Source organism: Caulobacter sp. GW821-FHT09B11 (assembly GCF_059418205.1).
On the sequence record NZ_JBWKPK010000027.1, the window covers coordinates 1 to 18,850 of the forward strand.

At 70.6% G+C, this 18,850-nt stretch carries 17 protein-coding genes; 9 read left to right on the plus strand and 8 right to left on the minus strand.

Annotation, left to right across the window (positions count from 1 at the left end):
* Positions 1-502 precede the first annotated feature (502 nt).
* From AC07N1_RS18755 to AC07N1_RS18770, 4 genes are all read right to left on the minus strand, one after another.
* Positions 503-679, minus strand: a complete 177-nt coding sequence (locus AC07N1_RS18755; RefSeq protein ID WP_494673159.1) for a hypothetical protein — start codon at positions 677-679, stop codon at positions 503-505.
* A gap of 80 nt (positions 680-759) precedes the next feature.
* Positions 760-2,706: a transglycosylase domain-containing protein gene (locus AC07N1_RS18760; RefSeq protein WP_494673160.1), complete on the minus strand. Its 1,947-nt coding sequence runs from the start codon at positions 2,704-2,706 to the stop codon at positions 760-762.
* Between the two features lie 100 nt (positions 2,707-2,806).
* The gene (locus AC07N1_RS18765; protein WP_494673161.1) at positions 2,807-3,829 is read right to left on the minus strand and encodes a sensor histidine kinase; all 1,023 of its coding nucleotides are present in this window, start codon (positions 3,827-3,829) and stop codon (positions 2,807-2,809) included.
* Positions 3,830-3,914: 85 nt separating this feature from the next.
* A complete protein-coding gene (locus tag AC07N1_RS18770; RefSeq protein ID WP_110120980.1) occupies positions 3,915-4,094 on the minus strand; it encodes a hypothetical protein in 180 nt (59 codons plus the stop codon).
* Between the two features lie 532 nt (positions 4,095-4,626).
* On the opposite strand from AC07N1_RS18770, the gene AC07N1_RS18775 reads away from it, so the two are divergent.
* Positions 4,627-6,264, plus strand: a complete 1,638-nt coding sequence (locus AC07N1_RS18775) for a pectate lyase (protein WP_494673162.1) — start codon at positions 4,627-4,629, stop codon at positions 6,262-6,264.
* Between the two features lie 113 nt (positions 6,265-6,377).
* Here the strand turns inward: AC07N1_RS18775 and AC07N1_RS18780 are convergent, their stop codons facing one another.
* Positions 6,378-7,880, minus strand: a complete 1,503-nt coding sequence (locus tag AC07N1_RS18780; protein ID WP_494673163.1) for a DUF885 domain-containing protein — start codon at positions 7,878-7,880, stop codon at positions 6,378-6,380.
* 386 nt (positions 7,881-8,266) lie between these two features.
* On the opposite strand from AC07N1_RS18780, the gene AC07N1_RS18785 reads away from it, so the two are divergent.
* Positions 8,267-8,860 carry a metal-independent carbonic anhydrase family protein gene (locus AC07N1_RS18785; protein WP_494673164.1) on the plus strand — a complete coding sequence of 198 codons (594 nt, stop codon included), beginning with the start codon at positions 8,267-8,269 and terminating at the stop codon, positions 8,858-8,860.
* A 396-nt stretch (positions 8,861-9,256) separates the two neighbouring features.
* On the plus strand, positions 9,257-11,077 hold the full coding sequence (locus AC07N1_RS18790) for a glycoside hydrolase family 9 protein (protein ID WP_494673165.1): 1,821 nt from the start codon (positions 9,257-9,259) through the stop codon (positions 11,075-11,077).
* A 176-nt stretch (positions 11,078-11,253) separates the two neighbouring features.
* Here AC07N1_RS18790 and AC07N1_RS18795 read toward each other — a convergent pair whose 3' ends face one another.
* Entirely contained in the window at positions 11,254-11,649 is a 396-nt protein-coding gene (locus AC07N1_RS18795) for a MerC domain-containing protein (protein WP_494673166.1), read from the minus strand.
* Between the two features lie 187 nt (positions 11,650-11,836).
* On the opposite strand from AC07N1_RS18795, the gene AC07N1_RS18800 reads away from it, so the two are divergent.
* The gene (locus AC07N1_RS18800; RefSeq protein ID WP_494673167.1) at positions 11,837-12,775 is read left to right on the plus strand and encodes an alpha/beta fold hydrolase; all 939 of its coding nucleotides are present in this window, start codon (positions 11,837-11,839) and stop codon (positions 12,773-12,775) included.
* A 278-nt stretch (positions 12,776-13,053) separates the two neighbouring features.
* Here the strand turns inward: AC07N1_RS18800 and efp are convergent, their stop codons facing one another.
* Positions 13,054-13,620 carry an elongation factor P gene (gene efp / locus AC07N1_RS18805; RefSeq protein WP_494673168.1) on the minus strand — a complete coding sequence of 189 codons (567 nt, stop codon included), beginning with the start codon at positions 13,618-13,620 and terminating at the stop codon, positions 13,054-13,056.
* Positions 13,621-13,759: 139 nt separating this feature from the next.
* Here efp and epmA point away from each other — a divergent pair, with 139 nt between their 5' ends.
* Positions 13,760-14,812 (plus strand): EF-P lysine aminoacylase EpmA, encoded by a 1,053-nt coding sequence (gene epmA, locus AC07N1_RS18810; protein ID WP_494673169.1) that lies wholly within the window; start codon positions 13,760-13,762, stop codon positions 14,810-14,812.
* Positions 14,813-15,067: 255 nt separating this feature from the next.
* Positions 15,068-15,508: a VOC family protein gene (locus AC07N1_RS18815; protein WP_494673170.1), complete on the plus strand. Its 441-nt coding sequence runs from the start codon at positions 15,068-15,070 to the stop codon at positions 15,506-15,508.
* Between the two features lie 177 nt (positions 15,509-15,685).
* Here AC07N1_RS18815 and AC07N1_RS18820 read toward each other — a convergent pair whose 3' ends face one another.
* Complete coding sequence (locus AC07N1_RS18820) at positions 15,686-16,561, minus strand: LysR substrate-binding domain-containing protein (RefSeq protein WP_494673171.1); 876 nt, start codon at positions 16,559-16,561, stop codon at positions 15,686-15,688.
* Between the two features lie 129 nt (positions 16,562-16,690).
* On the opposite strand from AC07N1_RS18820, the gene AC07N1_RS18825 reads away from it, so the two are divergent.
* The 3 genes from AC07N1_RS18825 (at position 16,691) to AC07N1_RS18835 (ending at position 18,840) form a co-directional block, all read left to right on the plus strand.
* Positions 16,691-16,816 (plus strand): hypothetical protein, encoded by a 126-nt coding sequence (locus tag AC07N1_RS18825; protein ID WP_255580250.1) that lies wholly within the window; start codon positions 16,691-16,693, stop codon positions 16,814-16,816.
* Positions 16,817-17,033: 217 nt separating this feature from the next.
* Positions 17,034-18,074: a lysine-2,3-aminomutase-like protein gene (locus AC07N1_RS18830; RefSeq protein WP_494673172.1), complete on the plus strand. Its 1,041-nt coding sequence runs from the start codon at positions 17,034-17,036 to the stop codon at positions 18,072-18,074.
* Between the two features lie 4 nt (positions 18,075-18,078).
* On the plus strand, positions 18,079-18,840 hold the full coding sequence (locus AC07N1_RS18835) for a pseudouridine synthase (RefSeq protein ID WP_494673173.1): 762 nt from the start codon (positions 18,079-18,081) through the stop codon (positions 18,838-18,840).
* Positions 18,841-18,850 lie beyond the last annotated feature (10 nt).

The window sequence follows — 18,850 nt, forward strand, 5'->3', positions numbered from 1 at the left end:
GCGAGCAGCGTGCGCAGAGCCTGATCCTTCTCCCCTTGCGGGAGAAGGTGGCGGCCGAAGGCCGACGGATGAGGGGTGTCTCAGATGGGAGACGCCCCGCCCGGCCTGACCGCTGTAGGCGGCTTCGAGATTTGAGAGACCCCTCACCCGACCTCGCTCCGCGAGGCCACCCTCTCCCACAAGGGGAGAGGGAAGACGGAAAAAGCCTGGGTCCCCGCTTTCGCGGGGATTTTACGGGAGGAGAGACAGGCTCCCCGCTCGTAACTTCCCTCGCCCAACCCCAACACCGCCTTCCTGGGCCTTGCGCCCAGGATCCATCGTTCAGCTGCTCAGACCTCGGCAGGACGGTCGAGGTTTGAGCGGTCGCCGGCATGGGCCCTCGCCACAGGGGCGAGGGAGGCGGAGTTTTGTCTGTTGCTGGGTGCGGATACGGCCCACGTCGCGGAAGCTGAAAACGCCCCCCCCTCCGGCCCTTCGGGCCACCTCCCCCAGAGGGGGAGGATCAGGTGTTCGAGCCGGTCAGCATCGCCACCAGGGCGGCGGGGCCGAGGGTGGTGTTGAGGTCGGTGGCGGCTTTGGCGGCCTTGCGGGCTTTGGCGGCCTTGGCGTCGCGCTTGGCCTGGCCGTCGGCCATGGCGGCGGCCCATTTCGTTTTCGGGGGCGGTTTGGGGAGCGGCATGGCGGTCTCCGTGGATCGCGGGCAGCAGGCCATGGCCCGCCGCGTCCGTCCAATCACAACTCTGCGACACAGAGTATCGATCAGCCGCCGAAGATCCGCTTCAGCCAGCCCGGAATGCCGCCGACGGCGCGGTCGATGTCGCGGCCGATCTCGCCGTCCTCCGACGGCGGAGCGGCGCGGGGGACCGGGGCGCGGTCGCGGGCGATCAGGCCCGCTTTCAGGCCCTGGCCAACGAAGTCGCGCCAGATCTGGGCCGGGAGGCCGCCGCCGGTGACGCCGTTCATCGGCGAGTGGTCGTCGTTGCCGACCCAGACCCCGACCACCAGGTCGCCGGTGAAGCCGACGAACAGGGCGTCGCGATGGTCCTGGGTGGTGCCGGTCTTGCCGTAGGTCAGCTGGCCGGTGCGGGCGGCGCGGCCGGTGCCCTCCTCGACCACCGCGCCGAGCAGCTCGTAGAGCGCCGCGCGCTGGGCGGTGTCGAGCGGCCGGCTGGGCGGCGGCGCCTGTCCCGCCGGACGCGGACGGCCGTAGGGCGCGACCGGCGTGTGGCCCGAGGCGACGGCGGCGTAGGCGCTGGTCAGCTCCAGCAGGGTGGTCTCGGCCGTGCCCAGCGACAGGCTGGCGTCGGTGGTCTTCAGCGGCGAGGTGATCCCCAGGTCGCGAGCGGCCTGGACCACCGCCTCGCCGCCGGCCGTCTGCCAGATCCGCGCGGCGATGATGTTGTTGGACTGGGCGAAGGCGTCGCGCAGGGTCATGTCCTGGCCCGCCCCGCCCTCGTAGTTCTTCGGGCTCCAGCCGCCGATGGTGATCGGGTCGCCGACCACCCGCATGTCGGTGTGGGCGCCGTCGCGCAGGGCGGCCAGGTAGACGAAGAGCTTGAAGGCGCTGCCCGGCTGGCGTTTGGCCTGGACGGCGCGGTTGAACTGGCTGGTCGCGTAGGAACGGCCGCCGACCATGGCCACCACCTTGCCGTCGGGGCGCATGGCGACCAGGGCCGCCTGCCCCGCCTTCAGCCGGCCTCCGGACTTGGCGAGGGCGCGGTTGACCGCCTGCTCGGCGCGGCGCTGCAGGCGGCCGTCCAGCGTGGTGGGAACCTTGACCTCGCCGTAGCGGGCGGTCTCGAAGGCGTCGGCGATCTGGGGCGAAGCCCAGTCGGCGAAATAGCCGCCGACCGGCAGGCTGGCGCGCACGGCGCGGGCCCGGGCGCCGTGCGCGGCCGCCGCCTGCTCAGGGGTGATGAACTTGACCTCGACCATGTCGGCCAGCACCCGGTCGGCGCGGGCGGCGGCGGCCTTGGGATTGTCGACCGGATCCAGGCGGCTGGGGGCGTTGACCATGCCGGCCAGGATCGCGGCCTGGCCGAGGGTGAGCTTCTCGGGCGGGCGGCCGAAATAGTGCCGCGAGGCCGCGCCCAGGCCGTAGACCCCGTCGCCGAAATAGATGCTCGACAGGTAGCGGGCGAGGATCTCGTCCTTGGACAGGCGCAGCTCGAGCCACACGGCGATCACCGCCTCCTGGGCCTTGCGGCGAAGGGTGCGCTCGTTGCTGAGGAAGGCGTTCTTGGCCAGCTGCTGGGTGATGGTGCTGGCGCCCTCGCGGGCCTTGCCGGCCTTGATGTTGACGGCGGCGGCCCGACCCATGCCCCAGACGTCGAGGCCGAAGTGATGGCGGAAGCGCCGGTCCTCGATGGCGATGAAGGCGTTGGGCACGTAGTCCGGCAGGTCGGCGACGACGACAGGCGCCTCCTTGTAGGCGCCGCGCCTGGCGAAGGGCTTGCCCTGCGCGTCCAGCAGCACGACGGCGGGACTGGGCAGCGGCTCCAGGGCGCGCGACAGCGGCAGGCTGACCCCGACCCAGACGAAGGCGGCCAGCAGCACGGCGAAGACGGCGGCGACCAGGCCCGTCCAGCGCGGATGGCGGCGGACGAAGGCGGCCAAGCCGCGGGCCTTGGCGGCGACGAAGGCCGCGACGGCCAGGGCCGCATGCCGCGCCTTCACCGTCCAAGCTCGCCAGTCGATCTCGGCCACCCGGCCCCCGTTTCCTGTTCAGCCCGCTCCTGGATGGCAGGCAGTTGCGGCAGGAAAGCGTCCGGGAACGGTCAAGGTTGCCTGGTCAGGATCGGAAGGCTCAGGCCTGCAGCGCCATGAAGGCGTCGACCTTGTCGAGGGCGGTCAGGGAGGCGCGGACGGTGCAGACCAGGCCGTTTGGGCGATAGTCGAGGGCGACCTCGCCGTCGAGCTCGCTGGCCAGGGCCAGCTCGATGATCCGCGAGCCGAAGCCGCGACGGGTGGGCGGGGCGACGCGCGGTCCGCCGTGCTCGGTCCAGGTGATCGAGAGGCGCGCGCCGGGCTCGGAGGCCCAGACCACCTCGACCTCGCCGCACGGAACCGACAGGGCGCCGTACTTCAGGGCGTTGATGGCCAGCTCGTGGAAGGCCAGGGCCATGACCACGGCGGGCTTGGGCGAAACCATCAGGTCGGGACCGGCGATCGTCGCGCGGTGCTCGCCGCCGAGATAGGGCTTGAGCGAGCCCTCGACGATCTGGCGCAGGCTGGCGGCGGCCCAGTTCTCGTCAGTCAGCACGTTGTGGGTGGCGGCGATGGCCATCAGCCGGCCCTCGAAGGCGCGCCGCACGGCGGCGTCGACCCCGGCGTTGCGCAGCGACTGGGCGGCGATCGACTGGACGATGGCCAGGGTGTTCTTGACCCGGTGATTGAGCTCGTTGACCAGCAGCTGGCGGTGGCGCTCGGCCAGCATGGCGGCGGTGACGTCGCGCGAGGCGGCCAGCACCCGGACCACGATCCCGGCCTCGTCGCGGACGGGCGAGACGGTGGTGTCCCACCAGCGGATATTGCCCTTGGCGGTCGGGCACAGGGCGCGGAAGAAGGCCGCGCCGCCGGCCAGGGCCTTGTTCAGGGCGTTCTCGACAGCGGGGCGGCTTTCGGGCGGCCACATGTCGGGCCAGTAGCGGTCGCGGTTGCGGCCGTCGAAGTCGTCGATCTCGAACAGCACCCGGCCGCGGGCGTTCATGTATTCGAGGCGGCCGTCCGGATCGATGACGCGGATGCAGTCCTGGCTGGCTTCCAGCACGCTGTGGAAATAGGCCCCGGCGTCGGCCAGCACGCCTGCGTCCGTACGGTCCTGCGCCATGCCCCCTCCATCGCCCCGCCCCTGCTCAGGAGCGAGAGTTGCGCAAGGCCGGGACGCTCGTCAAAGGCGCGTGCGGACGGCGCCCTCAGAAGGAGATGCTGGGCGCATCCTCGGCGCAGGCTTCCATCAGTCCGACCATCGCGGCGGTGACGCGCGAGGTCTGGGCCATGCGGCGAAGGGCTTCGCGGGCATGGGCGCTGTCGGCGATCTCCGCCTGGCGCTCCAGCCGTTCGGCTTCTTTGAGATGATCGTTTTGGCTCGGCATGGGGTGATTGTTTACTGGAGATGAACGCCGTTCTCCATGCGACCGCGCGACGCAGCTCGGAGAACTTCGTTAGCGGTATCAGCCATTTAGTGTGTATTTGCACAAGGTGCGCGGCGCCCAGGAATGCCGGCGTCCGAAATGAAAACACCCCCGGACCCTGAGGGTCCGGGGGTGTCGTCCTGTTCCCCAACAGGACGGCGTCGCCCGCTGCCATCCGGCGCGGCGGCGTCGCCTCATAAACCGATGGTCGTCATTTCGCGGAAAGCCTTGCGCGACACAACGCGGCGGCCTGTCGCACACGCGTCGGGGGAATTTTTCGACGGGCTCGCCATTCACGCCCTTGCCAACAATGACACCGGTGGACATTGTGTCGCCCAACACGCGCCGGGCCAACGGCGGCAAGGACTCGGAGCTTGGCCTCCGACGGGGAAGGAAACAAAGGCGACGCTTGATTTCAGGCGTCGAACCGCTCCCCATCCCATGCCGCCTGCGTCCTCGCGTCGCGCAAGTTCAGGACCCGGAGTCAGCGTCGATGCCGCTCAGCCCCCTCACCCGCCGCCGCCTGATGGCGACCACCGCGGCCGCCTTCGCCGCCGCCGCGGGACTGGCGCCGTTCAAGGCCCTGGCCGCCGAGGCGCCGGGCAAGGACGAGGCGCTGGCGACGATGAAGCGGGCCACCACCTTCATGGTCGAGAAGGTCGCCTACCAGGGCGGCTATGTCTGGAGCTATCTGCCCGACTTCTCGCGCCGCTGGGGCGAGATGGAGGCCTATCCGACGATGATCTGGGTGCAGCCGCCGGGCACGGCGACCATGGGCCACCTGTTCCTCGACGCCTATCACGCCACCGGCGACGCCTATTACTACGAGGCCGCCAAGCAGGTGGCCGGCGCCCTGATCAAGATCCAGCACCCGGCCGGCGGCTGGAACTATCTGGGCGACCTGGCCGGCGAGGCCTCGATCAGGAAGTGGTACGACACCATCGGCAAGAACGGCTGGCGGCTCGAGGAATTCCAGCACTACTACGGCAACGCCACCTTCGACGACGCCGGCACGGCCGAGAGCGCGCAGTTCCTGCTGCGGCTCTATGTCGAGAAGAAGGACCCGGCCTTCAAGCCGGCGCTGGACAAGGCCATCGGCTTCGTCCTGGACAGCCAGTACCCGGTCGGCGGCTGGCCGCAGCGCTTCCCGCTGAAGGACGAGTTCCACCATCACGGGCGGCCCGACTACACCGGCTACATCACCTTCAACGACGACGTGGCCGGCGAGAACATCGAGTTCCTGATCATGGTCTGGCAGGCCCTGGGCGACCCGCGCGCCCTGCCGGCGATCAGGAAGGCCATGGACTGCTTCGTCGCCTGCCAGCAGCCGCAGCCCCAGCCGGGCTGGGGCCTCCAACACCGCGTCGCCGACCTGAAGCCGGCCGGCGCCCGCACCTACGAGCCCGAAGCCTTCGCCACCCACACCACGGCCGCCAACATCACCGCCTGCATGGGCTTCTACGAGCTGACCGGCGATCCGAAGTACCTGGCGCGCCTCTCCGAGGCCCTGGACTGGCTGGAGACCCTGCGCCTGCCGGTGGAATACCAGAAGGGCCGGGCCTTCCCGACCTTCGTCGAGATCGGCACGGGCAAGCCGCTCTACGTGCACCGCACCGGCAGCAACGTCGTCAACGGCCGCTACTATGTGGACCAGAACCCCGAGAACACGGTGGCGCACTATTCGTCGTTCCGGGGGATCAACATCCCGGCCCTGCGCAAGCGGCTGGAGACGCTGAAGGCGACGCCGCCGGAAGTGGCCAGCAAGGCCTCGCCGTTGAAGGCCGGCCGCCAGGCGCTGCCGAAGTACTTCACCCTGAAGGACGTGTCGGTGTCCGACCTCAATGTCGGGGCCCTGAAGGGCGACACGAGCGCCAGCGCCCCCGACAAGGTCGCCGGCCTGATCGCCGCGCTGAACGAGGCCGGCTGGTGGCCGACCGAGCTGAAGGCGACCTCCAACCCCTATATCGGCGACGGCTCGGCCACGCCCGCCCCGGGCGACTTCAGCCGCACGCACGTGGGCGATGCGTCGGACACCTCGCCCTACGTGACCGACAAGCCGAAGATCGGGATTTCGACGGGCAGCTACATCGAGAACATGGTGACGCTGCTGAAGTACGTCGGGGCGGCCTGACCGCCTGCGGCGGCCCCCTCAGTCGCTCCGCGACAGCTCCCCCAGAGGGGGAGCATCTGGCTCGGCGCTTCTAGATCCTCCCCCCCCCCCTGGGGGAGGGGGCCCGCGCGGCGCTAGATCATCCCCAGCGGCAAGGTCCCACGATCGAGCACCCGGCCGTGGAACTCCCTCAACGTCCCGCCCCAGGCGCGGCGCAGGCGGGAGAGCTCCAGCCAGTACATGCCCTGCCCGGCCGCGACGCCCGGCGCGATGGCGGCGCGTTCGACCTCTTGCGTGAAGGGGGCGAAGATCACCGGATCGCCTTGCGTGTCGGCCAGGAAGGCCATGGCGCGCTGCGGGGTCCAGCCTTCGAGGTGGACGCCGAGGTCCATGCGGGCGCGGGCGGCGCGGAACAGGATCCAGTAGAGGCCGCCGATCTCGGCCAGGGGTTCGCCGTCGAAGGCGCCCGTCTCCCAGGCCAGGTGCTCGGCATAGACGGCCCAGCCCTCCATGGCGGCCGGACAGGCGACGCGGGTGCGGTAGGGGTGAGCGCCCGAGGCTTCCTCCAGCGGGATCTGCAGCATGTGGCCGGGGATGACCTCGTGATGCACGACAGCCGGCAGGCTCCAGCTGGGGCGGCGGCGGATCTGCTTGAGGTCGAGATAGTAGGCGCCGGGCTTGGAGCCGTCGGCCGAGGGCAGGTCGCGATAGCCTTGGCGCCCCGAAGCCTCGTCGGCGGGCGACATGCGGCGCACAGACACGGCGTTCACCGCGCCGGGCAGGTTGGCGAAAGCCAGGGGCAGACGCGCGCGGGCCTTCGCCAGCCACGGCGCCATGTCGGCCACGGCGCGGTCACGGCCGGCGTCGTCGTCGCTGTAGAGAAAGCGTTCGTCGACGGCCAGGGCGCGCAGGCGCTCGCCCACCCCGCCCTGGGTCAGGCCTTGCGCCTTCAGCAGGACGTCGGCGCGGGCGTGCAGGGCGCGGATCGTCTCGTCCAGGCGCCTGCGGGCCTCGGCGGGGGCGAGCGCCGCGCCCAGTTGGCCCTTCAGCGCCAGGGCGTAATAGGCCTCGCGGTCCTTGAAGCGGATCCCGGCGGCGGTTCCGTCGCGGGGCTTGAGGGCCGCCAGCGCCTCGGCCTGGCGGCCCAGGGCGGCGGCGACCGGCGGCGACGCCTTGGCGGCGGCCTCGGCCAGGCCCTTCTCCAGGCGATCGATCAGGAAGGCCGGCGGGACCACCCCGGCGGCCGCGTCGCGGCGGATCTGGTCGGTCTCGGCGTCTAGGCGAGTGACGGTCGCGGCGACGGCGTTGGGCTTGGCGTCGGCCGCCTTCAGCCAGGCGCCGGCCCGGGTGGTGACGACATAGGGCCCGGCCGCGCCCGCGCCGAACGGGAAGCGGCGCACGAACTCGGCCTCGATCGCGGTCGAGGCCTTCACGGCGTCGTAGTCGAGGCGGGCCTTGGAAGAGAGGGTCGCGGGATCGACGGCGGCCAGGGCCTTCAGGCGATCGGCCGCGCCGGCGAGCTTGGGAAAGCCGTCGAGCAGGGTCTTGAGCGCCGCATCGCCGCCCTGGCGGGCCAAAGCCGGTCCCGCCGCCAGGCCGGCGGCGGCCAGCATCATCATCGCCCGACGATCGATCATTCCCGGCCTCTCCCTTGCCGTTGTTGATCCCTGTCGTAGCGGGAAAGACACCGGTGTCCAGAGCGATCGGCGACAGTCGCTCAATGCATCATCAGGTTGCATGAATCGGCGAAACTACCCAAAAGCTACATCCGGAACCTTGGGGGAGGAACCGAGCCTGACCTCGGCCGCATCGCGCCCGAAACGACGCCCGAACCGAGGCTTGAACCGACGCTCGAACCGACACTGGAGGCCGCGTCGCCGGCGCCGCGCTCTCCCCGCCTCGAGTTCCGATCCTTGGGACGGCCCGGGGCCGGCCCCGAAGAGACAGTGACAGTCAGCGTCCGCGTCCAAAGACCCGCGCGCGGCCCATGCCGGGCCGACGTTCCGCCATGGAGGTAAGATCGATGAAACACGCCACTCGCCGCGCCCTGACCGCCTCGCTGTTCGGCCTGGCCGTCGCCGCCACCGCCCCGGCCCTGGCCGTCGCCGCCGACAGCGCCGCCCCGCAGCAGATCACCGAAGCCGAGGTCCTGGCCGCCGTGGACGCCTGGGGCAGAGGCCTGGTGTCCATCTCGGTCGCCTACAACGGCAAGCGCGAGAACCTGCCACGAGCCAAGGCGGTGGCCAGCGCCTTCATCGACAAGGCCTACGGCTACAATCTGGGTCCGGTGCTGTTCAAGCCGACCATGACCACCGAGCCGCACATCTACCGCCTGACCAAGGAGGGCGCGCTGTCCTACTTCGTCGACGACGATCCGACGTACGACGACGACGGCTTCGCGCTGCAGCGGCCGTGGCGCCGAGTGGTCTTCAAGCCCGTCGGCATCCAGATCAACGGCGCCGTCGCCAACACCATGGGCACGGTGGAGCTGTACGTGAAGGGCCAGGACGACAAGCCCGCCGTGGTGGTCGACAAGACCTGGGTGTTCAAGAAGGACGACAAGGGCGTGGTGCGGATCATCGTCCACCACTCGTCGTTGCAGTTCAACGGGTACTGAGGCTGGGGGGCGGACGCGCTAAAGTCCCTCTCTCTTTGAGAGAGGGAGGGACCCGCCGCGAAGCGGTGGGAGGGTGAGAGGTTTTACCGCTAGCCGGAAGCCCTCGATCCTTCCATTGCGGTTTCTCAAAGGGCGGGCCCAGGCCGCCGCCATGGACGCGACCACCCGCTGTTTCGGCGGGGGTTCGGGCTGCTGAGGAGTCGCCGCCGGCATGCTGGCTGCGCCTGGTTCGGATAGGATGTAACCTCTCACCCTCCCACCGCCTGCGGCGGCGGGCCCCTCCCTCTCTCACAGAGAGAGGGAATAATCGGACGCGTGACAACGCTGTCACGGATCGCCTAGGGTGCCGTCGGGGCGCACGAAGACGCCCATCTGGTTCGCGTCCCGGAGGAAGCCTTGCCGACCTGCCCGATCCTGGCCCTGCTGGCCGCTTCCGCCTTCGCCGCACCCGCTCTGGCCGCGGAACCCCTGGCGCCGATCCGGCTGAACCAGGCCGGCGTGCTGGAAAGCGCGGGCAAGCTGGCGGTGCTGCCGGAGGCCTCGACCCAGCCGCTGGACTGGACGCTGGAGAACGCGGCCGGGCGCGTGGTGCTGAAGGGCCGGACGACCGTGGTCGGTCCCGACGCGGCGTCGGGCGAGAGCCTGCACCAGATCGACTTTTCGACGGCGCCGGCCGGCGCGGGCTATCGGCTGAAGGCCGGCGGCCGCTCCAGCCGGCCGTTCGCGATCGCCGCCCATCCCTATGCGCGCCTCAAGCGCGACGCCCTGGCCTTCTTCTACCAGAACCGCAGCGGCATACCGATCGAGGCGCGGTTCGGCGACGATCCCAAGCTGGCCCGCCCGGCCGGCCACGCGCCCGACAAGGCGACCTGCTTCAACGGCAAGGACGAGCGCGGCCAGGCCTGGGCCGGCTGCGGCTATGTGCTCGACGCCAGCAAGGGCTGGTACGACGCCGGCGACCACGGCAAGTACGTGGTCAACGGCGGCATCGCGGTGTGGACGCTGGTGAACTATCGCGAGCGGCTGACGGCCCTGGGGCGCAAGGACGCCTTCGCCGACGGTAGCCAGCGCATCCCCGAGGCCGGCAACGGCGTCTCCGACCTGCTGGACGAGGCGCGGTGGGAGCTGGAGTTCCTGCTGGCCATGCAGGTTCCGGCCGGAACGACCATGGCCCTGCCGGTCGGCCACCAGGGCAAGGGTCCGCTGGCGCTGACCAATGTGGACGCCTCGGGCATGGCCCACCAGAAGCTGACCGACGCCTTCTGGACCGGCGTGCCGACCGCCCCGCACGAGGATCCGGCGCCGCGCTTCCTCTATCACCCGACCACGGCCGCGACCCTGAACCTGGCCGCCGTCGCGGCCCAGTGCGCGCGGGTGTGGAAGACGGTGGACCCGGCCTTCTCGGCCCGCTGCCTGACCGTCGCCCGCTCGGCCTTCGCGGCGGCGCGGCGCAATCCCGAGATCTACGCCCACAGCCAGTTCACCGGCGGGGGCGGCTATGGCGATCCGGAGCTGTCGGACGAGCTGTTCTGGGCGGCGGCCGAGCTGTGGGCGACCACGGGCGAGGCCGCGTACGGCGAGGTCGTGCGGGCCTCGCCCTACATGCCCGCCGCCGGCAAGCCGGCGCAGGCGCCGGGCTGGGGCTGGACGGCGAGCCTGGGCGTGATGTCGCTGGCGATCTCGAACACCGTTCCCGCCGACATACGCGACGCCGCCCGCGCGGGGCTGGTCGCCGCCGCCGACGGCTATGCGGCCGAGGACCTGCAGGCCGGCTACCGCCTGCCCGACGCCGGGACGCGCTATTCCTGGGGCTCCAACGCGGTGATCATGAACCGGGCCATGGTGCTGGGCGCGGCCTACGACGTCACCGGCAAGGCCGCCTATCGCCAGGCCGCCGCCGACGCCATGGACTACGTGCTGGGCCGCAATCCGCTGGACCAGTCATACGTCACCGGCTGGGGCGCGCGGCCGATGAAGCATCCGCACCACCGCTTCTGGGTGGGCCAGGGGAAGTACCCCGCTCCGCCGCCGGGAGTGATCTCGGGCGGCCCCAACAACACCGCCTTCAGCGACGAGGTGGCCAGGAAGATGCAGGGCAAGTGCGCGGCCCAGACCTGCTGGGTCGACGACGCCGGAGCCTTCACCCAGAACGAGGTGGCGGTGAACTGGAACGCGCCGTTCTTCTGGGTCGCGGCGTTCCTGGATGAGGGGAAGTAGCCCGCTTCCCAAAAACTCCCGTCATTCCCGCCCTTGTGGCGGGAAAGCCTCTGTAAGCCGCAAGGGCGAATGAGGCGGCGTGCTGAGCACGCCGCTTGCGCCTCACGTGTCAGCGGAACCAGGGGTTCCCGCCACAAGGGCGGGAATGACGGGATGTTGAAAGGCTGCGGCGGGCCTTACGCCGCCGCCCCGCCCTGCTCCGCGCACGAGCAGATCCGCGCGTTCAGCAGGTGGACGCCGGCCAGCATCAGGCCGCCGAGGCTGGTCAGGGCGGCTTCGGCCCAGTCGGCGACGGGCGCGAAGGCGCCGGCGGTCATCAGGGCCAGGCCCCCGGCGGCCAGAGCCACCATGCCCGGTCGCCGCCAGTTGCCCGAGCGCGCCAGGGCGAAGACCGAGATCGGCGCGGCCATGGCCAGGAACAGGGGGTGCAGCCACTCGGCGTGCGACAGGTTCGCCGCCAGCGGCAGCAAAGCCGCCATCACCGGCAGGGCCAGGCAGTGCACGAGGCAGAGGCTCGAGAGCCCGATCGCCGCGCCGTCGAGACCCCGTTGCAGGTGGTTGTGGCGGGGCATGCGGAACTCCGAGTACGACGGTCGAGGCGACTTAAATGTTATTACATAACACCCAGTCAAGAGGCGCCCGGCGGAATTTCCGCCAGCGCGCCTGCCGCGTCCGACCCCGGGCGGGATCATCCAAGTCGCGGGAAGCCTGATCGGCGATGGTCCGGCCGCAATCGCACGCGGCATGAGGAGCCCCGCCATGGAAACCAAGGATCGTCTCTGGACCGGCTCGCGCCGCGGGGTGCTGCTGTCGGGCCTGGCGCTGGGCCTGGCCGCGCCGGCGTTGGCGCAGGCCGCTCCCGCCGGCGCCGTGAACGCTCCCACCCGCTATGTCGAGAGCAACGGCCGGCGCCTGGCCTACCGCTCGGTCGGCGAGGGAACGCCGCTGGTGCTGTGCACCCGCTTTCGCGGCAACCTCGACAGCTGGGACCCGCTGTTCCTCGACAGCCTGGCGCAGCGGGGCTTCCGGGTCATCACCTTCGACTATACGGGCCTTGGCCTGTCGACCGGCGAGAAGACCCTGAACCCGTTCTCCTGGGCCAAGGACGCCGGCGACCTGGTCACCGCGCTGAACCTCGACAAGGTGGTGCTGCTGGGCTGGTCGCTGGGCGGGATCGCCGCCCAGGCGGCGCTGTCGATCTTTCCGGGCAGGATCAGCCACCTGGTGCTGATCGGCACGACGCCGCCGGGACCGGTCGCCAAGCTGGCCGAGCCGCTGTTCTACCAGGCCGCCGCCCGCGAGAACGACTTCGAGGACGAGGTGATCCTGTTCTTCGAGCCCAACAGCCCGGCCAGCCGCGCCGCGGCCAAGGCCTCGCACGACCGCATCGCCGCCCGCACAGCCGAGCTGTCGCCGCCCGTGCCCTACCAGTGGGCCGCGCAGAGCCTGGGCGACGCGCCCAAGGCCAATCCGTTCCCCGCCCCGCCGATCCTGCAGATCCTGAAGACCACCACGATCCCCATCCTGCACATCGGCGGCGACCACGACCTGATCTGCCCGGTCGAGAACTGGTACGCCCTGAACGACCAGCTGCCGACGCTGCAGCTCCTGACCTACCCCAACGCCGGCCACGGTCCGCAGCACCAGCATCCGGTGTCGAGCGCCGCGCACATCGAGACGTTCGTGCGGCTGGGGTAGGCGTCGAACTTCACCCGTACCCAATCGCCGTCATCCCGGGCGGAGGACCGCAAAGCGGGCCGCAGACCCGGGACCCAGGGGACCGGGCGCGGTCTTGGCCACCGTCGTCGAGCGGCCGCCGACGCCGTGCGACGGCCCCTGGGTCCCGGCTCTCCGCTATGCTGCGGCCGGGATGACGACGGATGTGGGCGTGGGCGTTCGGCCCCGCTTCCAGAAACGAAAAACCCCGGCGGCCTCGCGGCCGCCGGGGTTCGTCAGTTCCAGTCGCGTAAGGACGATCAGTCCTTGGCGCGTTCCTGATAGCTGTTGTCTTCGGTCAGGATGACCACGCGGGTGCCGACGGCGATGTACGGCGGGACGGTGGTCTTGACGCCGTTGCTGAGCAGGGCCGGCTTGTACGACGAGCTGGCGGTCTGGCCCTTCACCGACGGTTCGGTGTCGACGACTTCCAGGATCATGGTGCGCGGCAGTTCGATGGCGATCGGCACGTCGTTGTGGGTCGACAGCTGGACCGTCATGTTCTCCTGCAGGTAGGGCGCGGCGTCGCCGATCACGTCCTCGGAGGCCACGACCTGGTCGTAGGTTTCCGGGTTCATGAAGTGGTAGCCCTCGCCGTCCTGGTACAGGAAAGTGTGGTTGCGCTGGTCGACGAAGGCGCGCTCGACCTGCTCGGTGGTGCGGTAGCGTTCCGAAACCTTCACGCCGTCGCTGATGCGGCGCATGTTCAGCTGGGTCACCGGGGTGCCCTTGCCGGGGTGGATGTTGTCGACGGTCAGGACGACATAGAGCTTGCCTTCCATGTCGACGACGGCGCCCTTGCGGAGCGAGCTGGCGGCTACCTTCACGTGAGAGTCCTCGAAGATCGGGCGACGGCGCGTTCAAGACCGCGCGCGCGTATATTGCAGATGAATCCGTGTGCCCCTCTATAGCGAACGGGGCTAGATCGCCAGCCCTTCCGTCGTTTCGCCCTTTCCGAGCCCGCCCGTGACAGCCCCCTCTCCTTCTCCCTGGTGGAGCCCGCGCAAGCACCAGGACCGCCGGCCGTTCCTGCTGGCCCGCAACCGGATCACGGCGGCGGTGCGCGACTGGTTCGAAAGCCGCGACTTCCTGGAGATCGACGCGGCCTGCCTCCAGGTCTCGCCCGGCAACGAGGCGCACCTGCACGCCTTCTCGACCGAAGCGATCACCCTGTCTGGCGAACGGGCGGCCCTGCACCTGCACACCTCGCCGGAGTTCGCCTGCAAGAAGCTGCTGGCGGCGGGCGAGGAGCGGATCTTCAGCCTGGGCAAGGTGTGGCGGAACCGGGAACGGGGGCCGCTGCACCATCCGGAGTTCACCATGCTGGAGTGGTACCGGGTCGGGCAGCCCTACGAGACCCTGATGGACGACTGCGCGGCCCTGCTGGCCCTGGCGGCGGAGACGGCGGGGAGCAGGCTGTTCTCGTTCCGGGGGCTGGACTGCGATCCGTTCGCGCAGCCCGAGCGGCTGACGGTGGCCGAAGCCTTCGAGCGCCATGCGGGCGTCGACCTGCTGGCGAGCCTGGGCGAAGGCGGGCAGACCGACCGCGACGCCCTGGCGGCCTCGGCCGCGGCGGCGGGGATCCGGGTGTCGGCCGACGACACCTGGGCCGACGTCTTCAGCCGGGTGATCGTCGAGAAGGTCGAGCCGAACCTGGGGATCGGCCGCGCCACGGTGCTGTGCGAATACCCGACCGCCGAGGCGGCCCTGGCGCGGCCCAAGCCGGGCGACCCGCGCGTGGCCGAACGTTTCGAGCTCTATGCCTGCGGGGTGGAGCTGGCCAACGCCTTCGGCGAACTGACCGACGCGGCCGAACAGCGCCGCCGCTTCGTGGCCGAGATGGACGAGAAGCAGAGGGTCTACGGCGAGCGCTATCCGATCGACGACGACTTCCTGGCCGCCCTGGAGCACATGCCGGCCGCGGCGGGCTCGGCCCTGGGCTTCGACCGGCTGGTGCTGCTGGCCACCGGCGCGCGGCGCATCGACGAGGTGCTGTGGGTTCCGGTGGCGGAGGTGTGACCTCCCCCCTCCCCCTCCCCCTCCCCCTCCCCCTCCCCCCTCCTCCCGTCATTCCCGCCCTTGTGGCGGGAAACCCTGGTTCCGCTCGTACGGGCAGCGCAAGCGGCGTGCTGAGCACGCCGCCGCAATCTCACCTGCGGCTGACAGAGGGGTTCCCGCCACAAGGGCGGGAATGACGGGAGATGGGAGAGGCCGTCGACAGACCGTCGTTCTCCTGCGCTAGTTTCCCCAAAGGAAACAACAGGGAGAGCCGCCATGAAGATCGTCACCAGCCTGAGCTTCAAGGGCGAGTGCCGCCAGGCCTTCGAGTTCTACGCCCAGGTGCTGGGCGGCAAGGTCACCGCCGCCATGCCGTTCGGCGACGGCCCGCCCGACATGCCGATCGATCCGAAATACAAGGACTGGCTGATGCACTGCTGGCTGGACGTCGGCGACCAGGCGCTGATGGGCGCCGACATGCCGCCCGAGTTCGCCCCCAACATCGACAAGCCCAAGAACGGCTTCGACGTCACCTTCCACAGCGAGGACGCCGCCGAGGCCAGGCGGGTGTTCGAGGCGCTCTCCGAAGGCGGCAAGGTGGGCATGCCGTTCGCGGCCACCTTCTGGTCGCCGGGCTACGGCAGCCTGACCGACAGGTTCGGCATTCCTTGGATGGTAAACACCATCCCTGGCGCGGACTGGCGGCCGGGGCAGTAACTTCCCAAAAAAGCTCGTCATCCCGGAAAGCCCGCAGGGCTTATCCGGGATCCAGGGGACTGGGCGCGGTGGAGGGGTTCATCCCCCGGCATCGGCCAAAGCGTTGCGGCGGCCCCTGGGTCCCGGCTCTCCGCGCTGCGCGCTACGGCCGGGATGACGACGGTGGGGGATGGATGCCTATGCCTCCCGTCCCACTTCCGCCAGCAGCCAGTCGCGCACCTTGAGGATCCGCGCCAGCCGGGTCGCGTCGGCGCGCCAGACGACGTGGTGGCCGGTCTCGACCTCGACCTCGCCGGGGAAGGGCCGCACCAGCCGGCCGTCGCGCAGGTCGCGTTCGGACAGGCCTTCGCGGGCCAGGGCGACGCCGATCCCCTGCGCGGCGGCGTCGAGCATCACCGAGGTGTCGTCGAAGGCCAGGCCCGTGATCATGGCTGGCGGCTCCAGCCCCATGCCCCGGAACCAGACGGCCCAGTGCACGCCGGTGTGGCGCAGCAGCGGCACGGTCAGCAGGTCGGCCGGACAGCTCATCGGGTGCTTTTCGAGGAAGCCCGGCGAGCAGACGGGGAACAGGCGCTCGCCCAGCAGCGGGATCGACTCCACGTCGGCCCAGGGGCCGCGCCCGAAACGCAGGGCGATGTCGACGCCGTCGGTGCGCAGGTCGGCCTTGCGGTCCTCGATGCGCAGCTGCAGGTCGGCCTCGCCGGTGTCGGCGGCCAGGCGGGCCAGGCGCGTGACCAGCCAGCGGCTGGCGAAGGCGGCGGTGGCGCTGACCACCAGCGGCCCTTCGAGGGTCTGGCGGGCGCTGTCGACGCCGGCCTTCAGGATCGACAACGCCTCGGCCACGTGTTCGGCCAGGCGCCGGGCGGTGGGCGTGGGGACCATGCCGTTGCCCTCGCGCCGGAACAGCGCCGCGCCCAGGTCCTCCTCCAGCTTGCGGATCTGCTGGCTGACCGCGCCGTGGGTGACGTGCAGTTCGTCGGCCGCGCGGCTGTAGCTGCGGTGGCGATAGGCCGCCTCCAGGGCGACGAGCGAGCTGAAGGGCGGAAGGCGCACGGGACCCCTTACTTGTTAGCCTGACTCACAACCTGGCGCAGAAGCCATCGTTCGTAAAGCCGACGTGGATTTGCGATTGTCTCCTTGCGGCCGCCCTCCCCCGCGACCGCATCTAACAGGATTGAGACGATGAAACTGCTGCTTGCCGGCGGCGCCCTGGCGCTCGCCCTGATCGGCGCGATCGACCGCGCCCCCTCCTCACCCTTCCGCGCCGAGCCCTGGCCCGGCAGCGTGCCGGTGCATAGCCCGAGGTGAGTTCCTTTCTCTTCCCGTCATTCCCGCCCTTGTGGCGGGAAACCCTGGTTCAGCCCGCACGTGAAGCGCTAGCGGCGCGCCCAGCGCGCCGCCCCTACTGCCCTTGCGGTTGACAGAGGGGTTCCCGCCACAAGGGCGGGAATGACGGGAGGAAGGCGGAAGCGCCCCTCCGCCGCATTTGCCAACCTCGTCCGTTCGGCGCATATCCCCGGCAATCATGATCGCCGCCAAGACCATCCGCAGCGCCAGGGCCCTGGCGGACGCCGGCCTCGTCGCCGCCGAACGCCTGCCGGCGCTGGAGCGCGTGGCCGCCCAGTACGCGGTGGCCATCACGCCCGACATGGCCCAGCTGATCGACGAGGCCGACCCGTTCGACCCGATCGCCCGCCAGTTCGTGGCCACGGAAGCCGAGCTGACCACCCTGCCCGCCGAAAGCGCCGACCCGATCGGCGACTTCGCCCACAGTCCGGTCGAGGGGATCGTCCACCGCTATCCCGACCGCGTGCTGCTGAAGCCGACCCACACCTGCGCGGTCTATTGCCGGTTCTGCTTCCGCCGCGAGATGGTCGGCCCCGAGGGCCTGAAGACCCTGTCGCCGGCCGAGCTGGACGCCGCCTTCGCCTACATCGCCGCCCGCCCGCAGATCTGGGAGGTGATCGTCACCGGCGGCGATCCCTTCGTGCTGTCGCCGCGCCGCATCGCCGACCTGATGGACCGGCTGGAGGCGATCGAGCACGTCAAGGTCGTGCGCTTTCACACCCGGATCCCCTCCGTCGATCCGGCGGCGGTGACGCCCGAGCTGGTGGCGGCGCTGAAGCGCGGGAGCAAGGCGGTCTATGTCGCCCTGCACGCCAACCACGCCCGCGAACTGACGCCGGCCGCCCGCGCCGCCTGCGCGCGGCTGGTGGACGCCGGCGTGCCGATGATCGGCCAGACCGTGCTGCTGAAGGGCGTCAACGACGATCCCGAAAGCCTGGGCGCGCTGATGCGGGCGCTCGTGGAGACGCGGATCAAGCCCTACTACCTGCACCAAGGGGATCTGGCCCCCGGCACCAGCCACCTGCGCACCACCGTCGAGGAGGGCCAGGCGCTGATGAAGGCGATCCGCGGCCGGTTCTCAGGCCTGTGCCAGCCGACCTACGTGCTCGACATCCCCGACGGCCACGGCAAGGTTCCGATCGGCCCCACCTATCTGGACGACGGCGCGGTCGAAGACCCGCGCGGCCAGACCCACGCCTATCCCCCGAAAGCCGACTGACCCCATGGCCTGGACCCGCACCTACGACGAGGCCGAGCCTCAGCGCGTCAACAAGTGGCTGGCCCAGAGCGGGGTCTGCTCGCGTCGCGAGGCCGAGGCCCTGATCGGCCAGGGCCTGGTGACCATCGACGGCGAGGTCGTGGAAGACGCCGGCCGCAAGATCCTGCCCGGCCAGACCCTGGTGCTGAACGACGGCGCGACCAAGCAGCTGGGCGCGGCGATGACGGTGATGATCCACAAGCCGATCGGCATCGTCTCGTCCCAGCCGGAAGGCGAGCAGATCCCGGCCGTGCGCCTGCTGACCAGGGCCGCCCAGTTCGGCCAGCCCGGCCCCGTGCCCGGCCGCGACAGCAAGCTGGCCCCGGTGGGGCGTCTCGACATGGACTCCCGCGGCCTCTTGATCCTGTCCGAGGACGGGGTGGTGGCCAAGGCGGTGATCGGTCCGGAATCGACGCTGGAAAAGGAATACCGCGTCCGGGTGCGCGGCGAGCTGACCCGCGAGAAGATCGACTGGCTGCGTCACGGCCTGGAGCTGGACGGCCGCAAGCTGAAGCGCGCCGTCGTCGACCGCCTGGGCCAGGAGACCCTGCGCTTCGTGCTGACCGAAGGCCGCAACCGCCAGATCCGCCGGATGTGCGACCTGGTCGAGCTGGACGTCATCGACCTGTTCCGCCACCGCGTCGGCCCGATCGTGCTGGGCGACCTGCCCGAAGGCCGCTGGCGCCCGCTGACGGCGGCCGAGCGCGAGGCGCTGATCCGAGGCTAGGGCGCCGCCT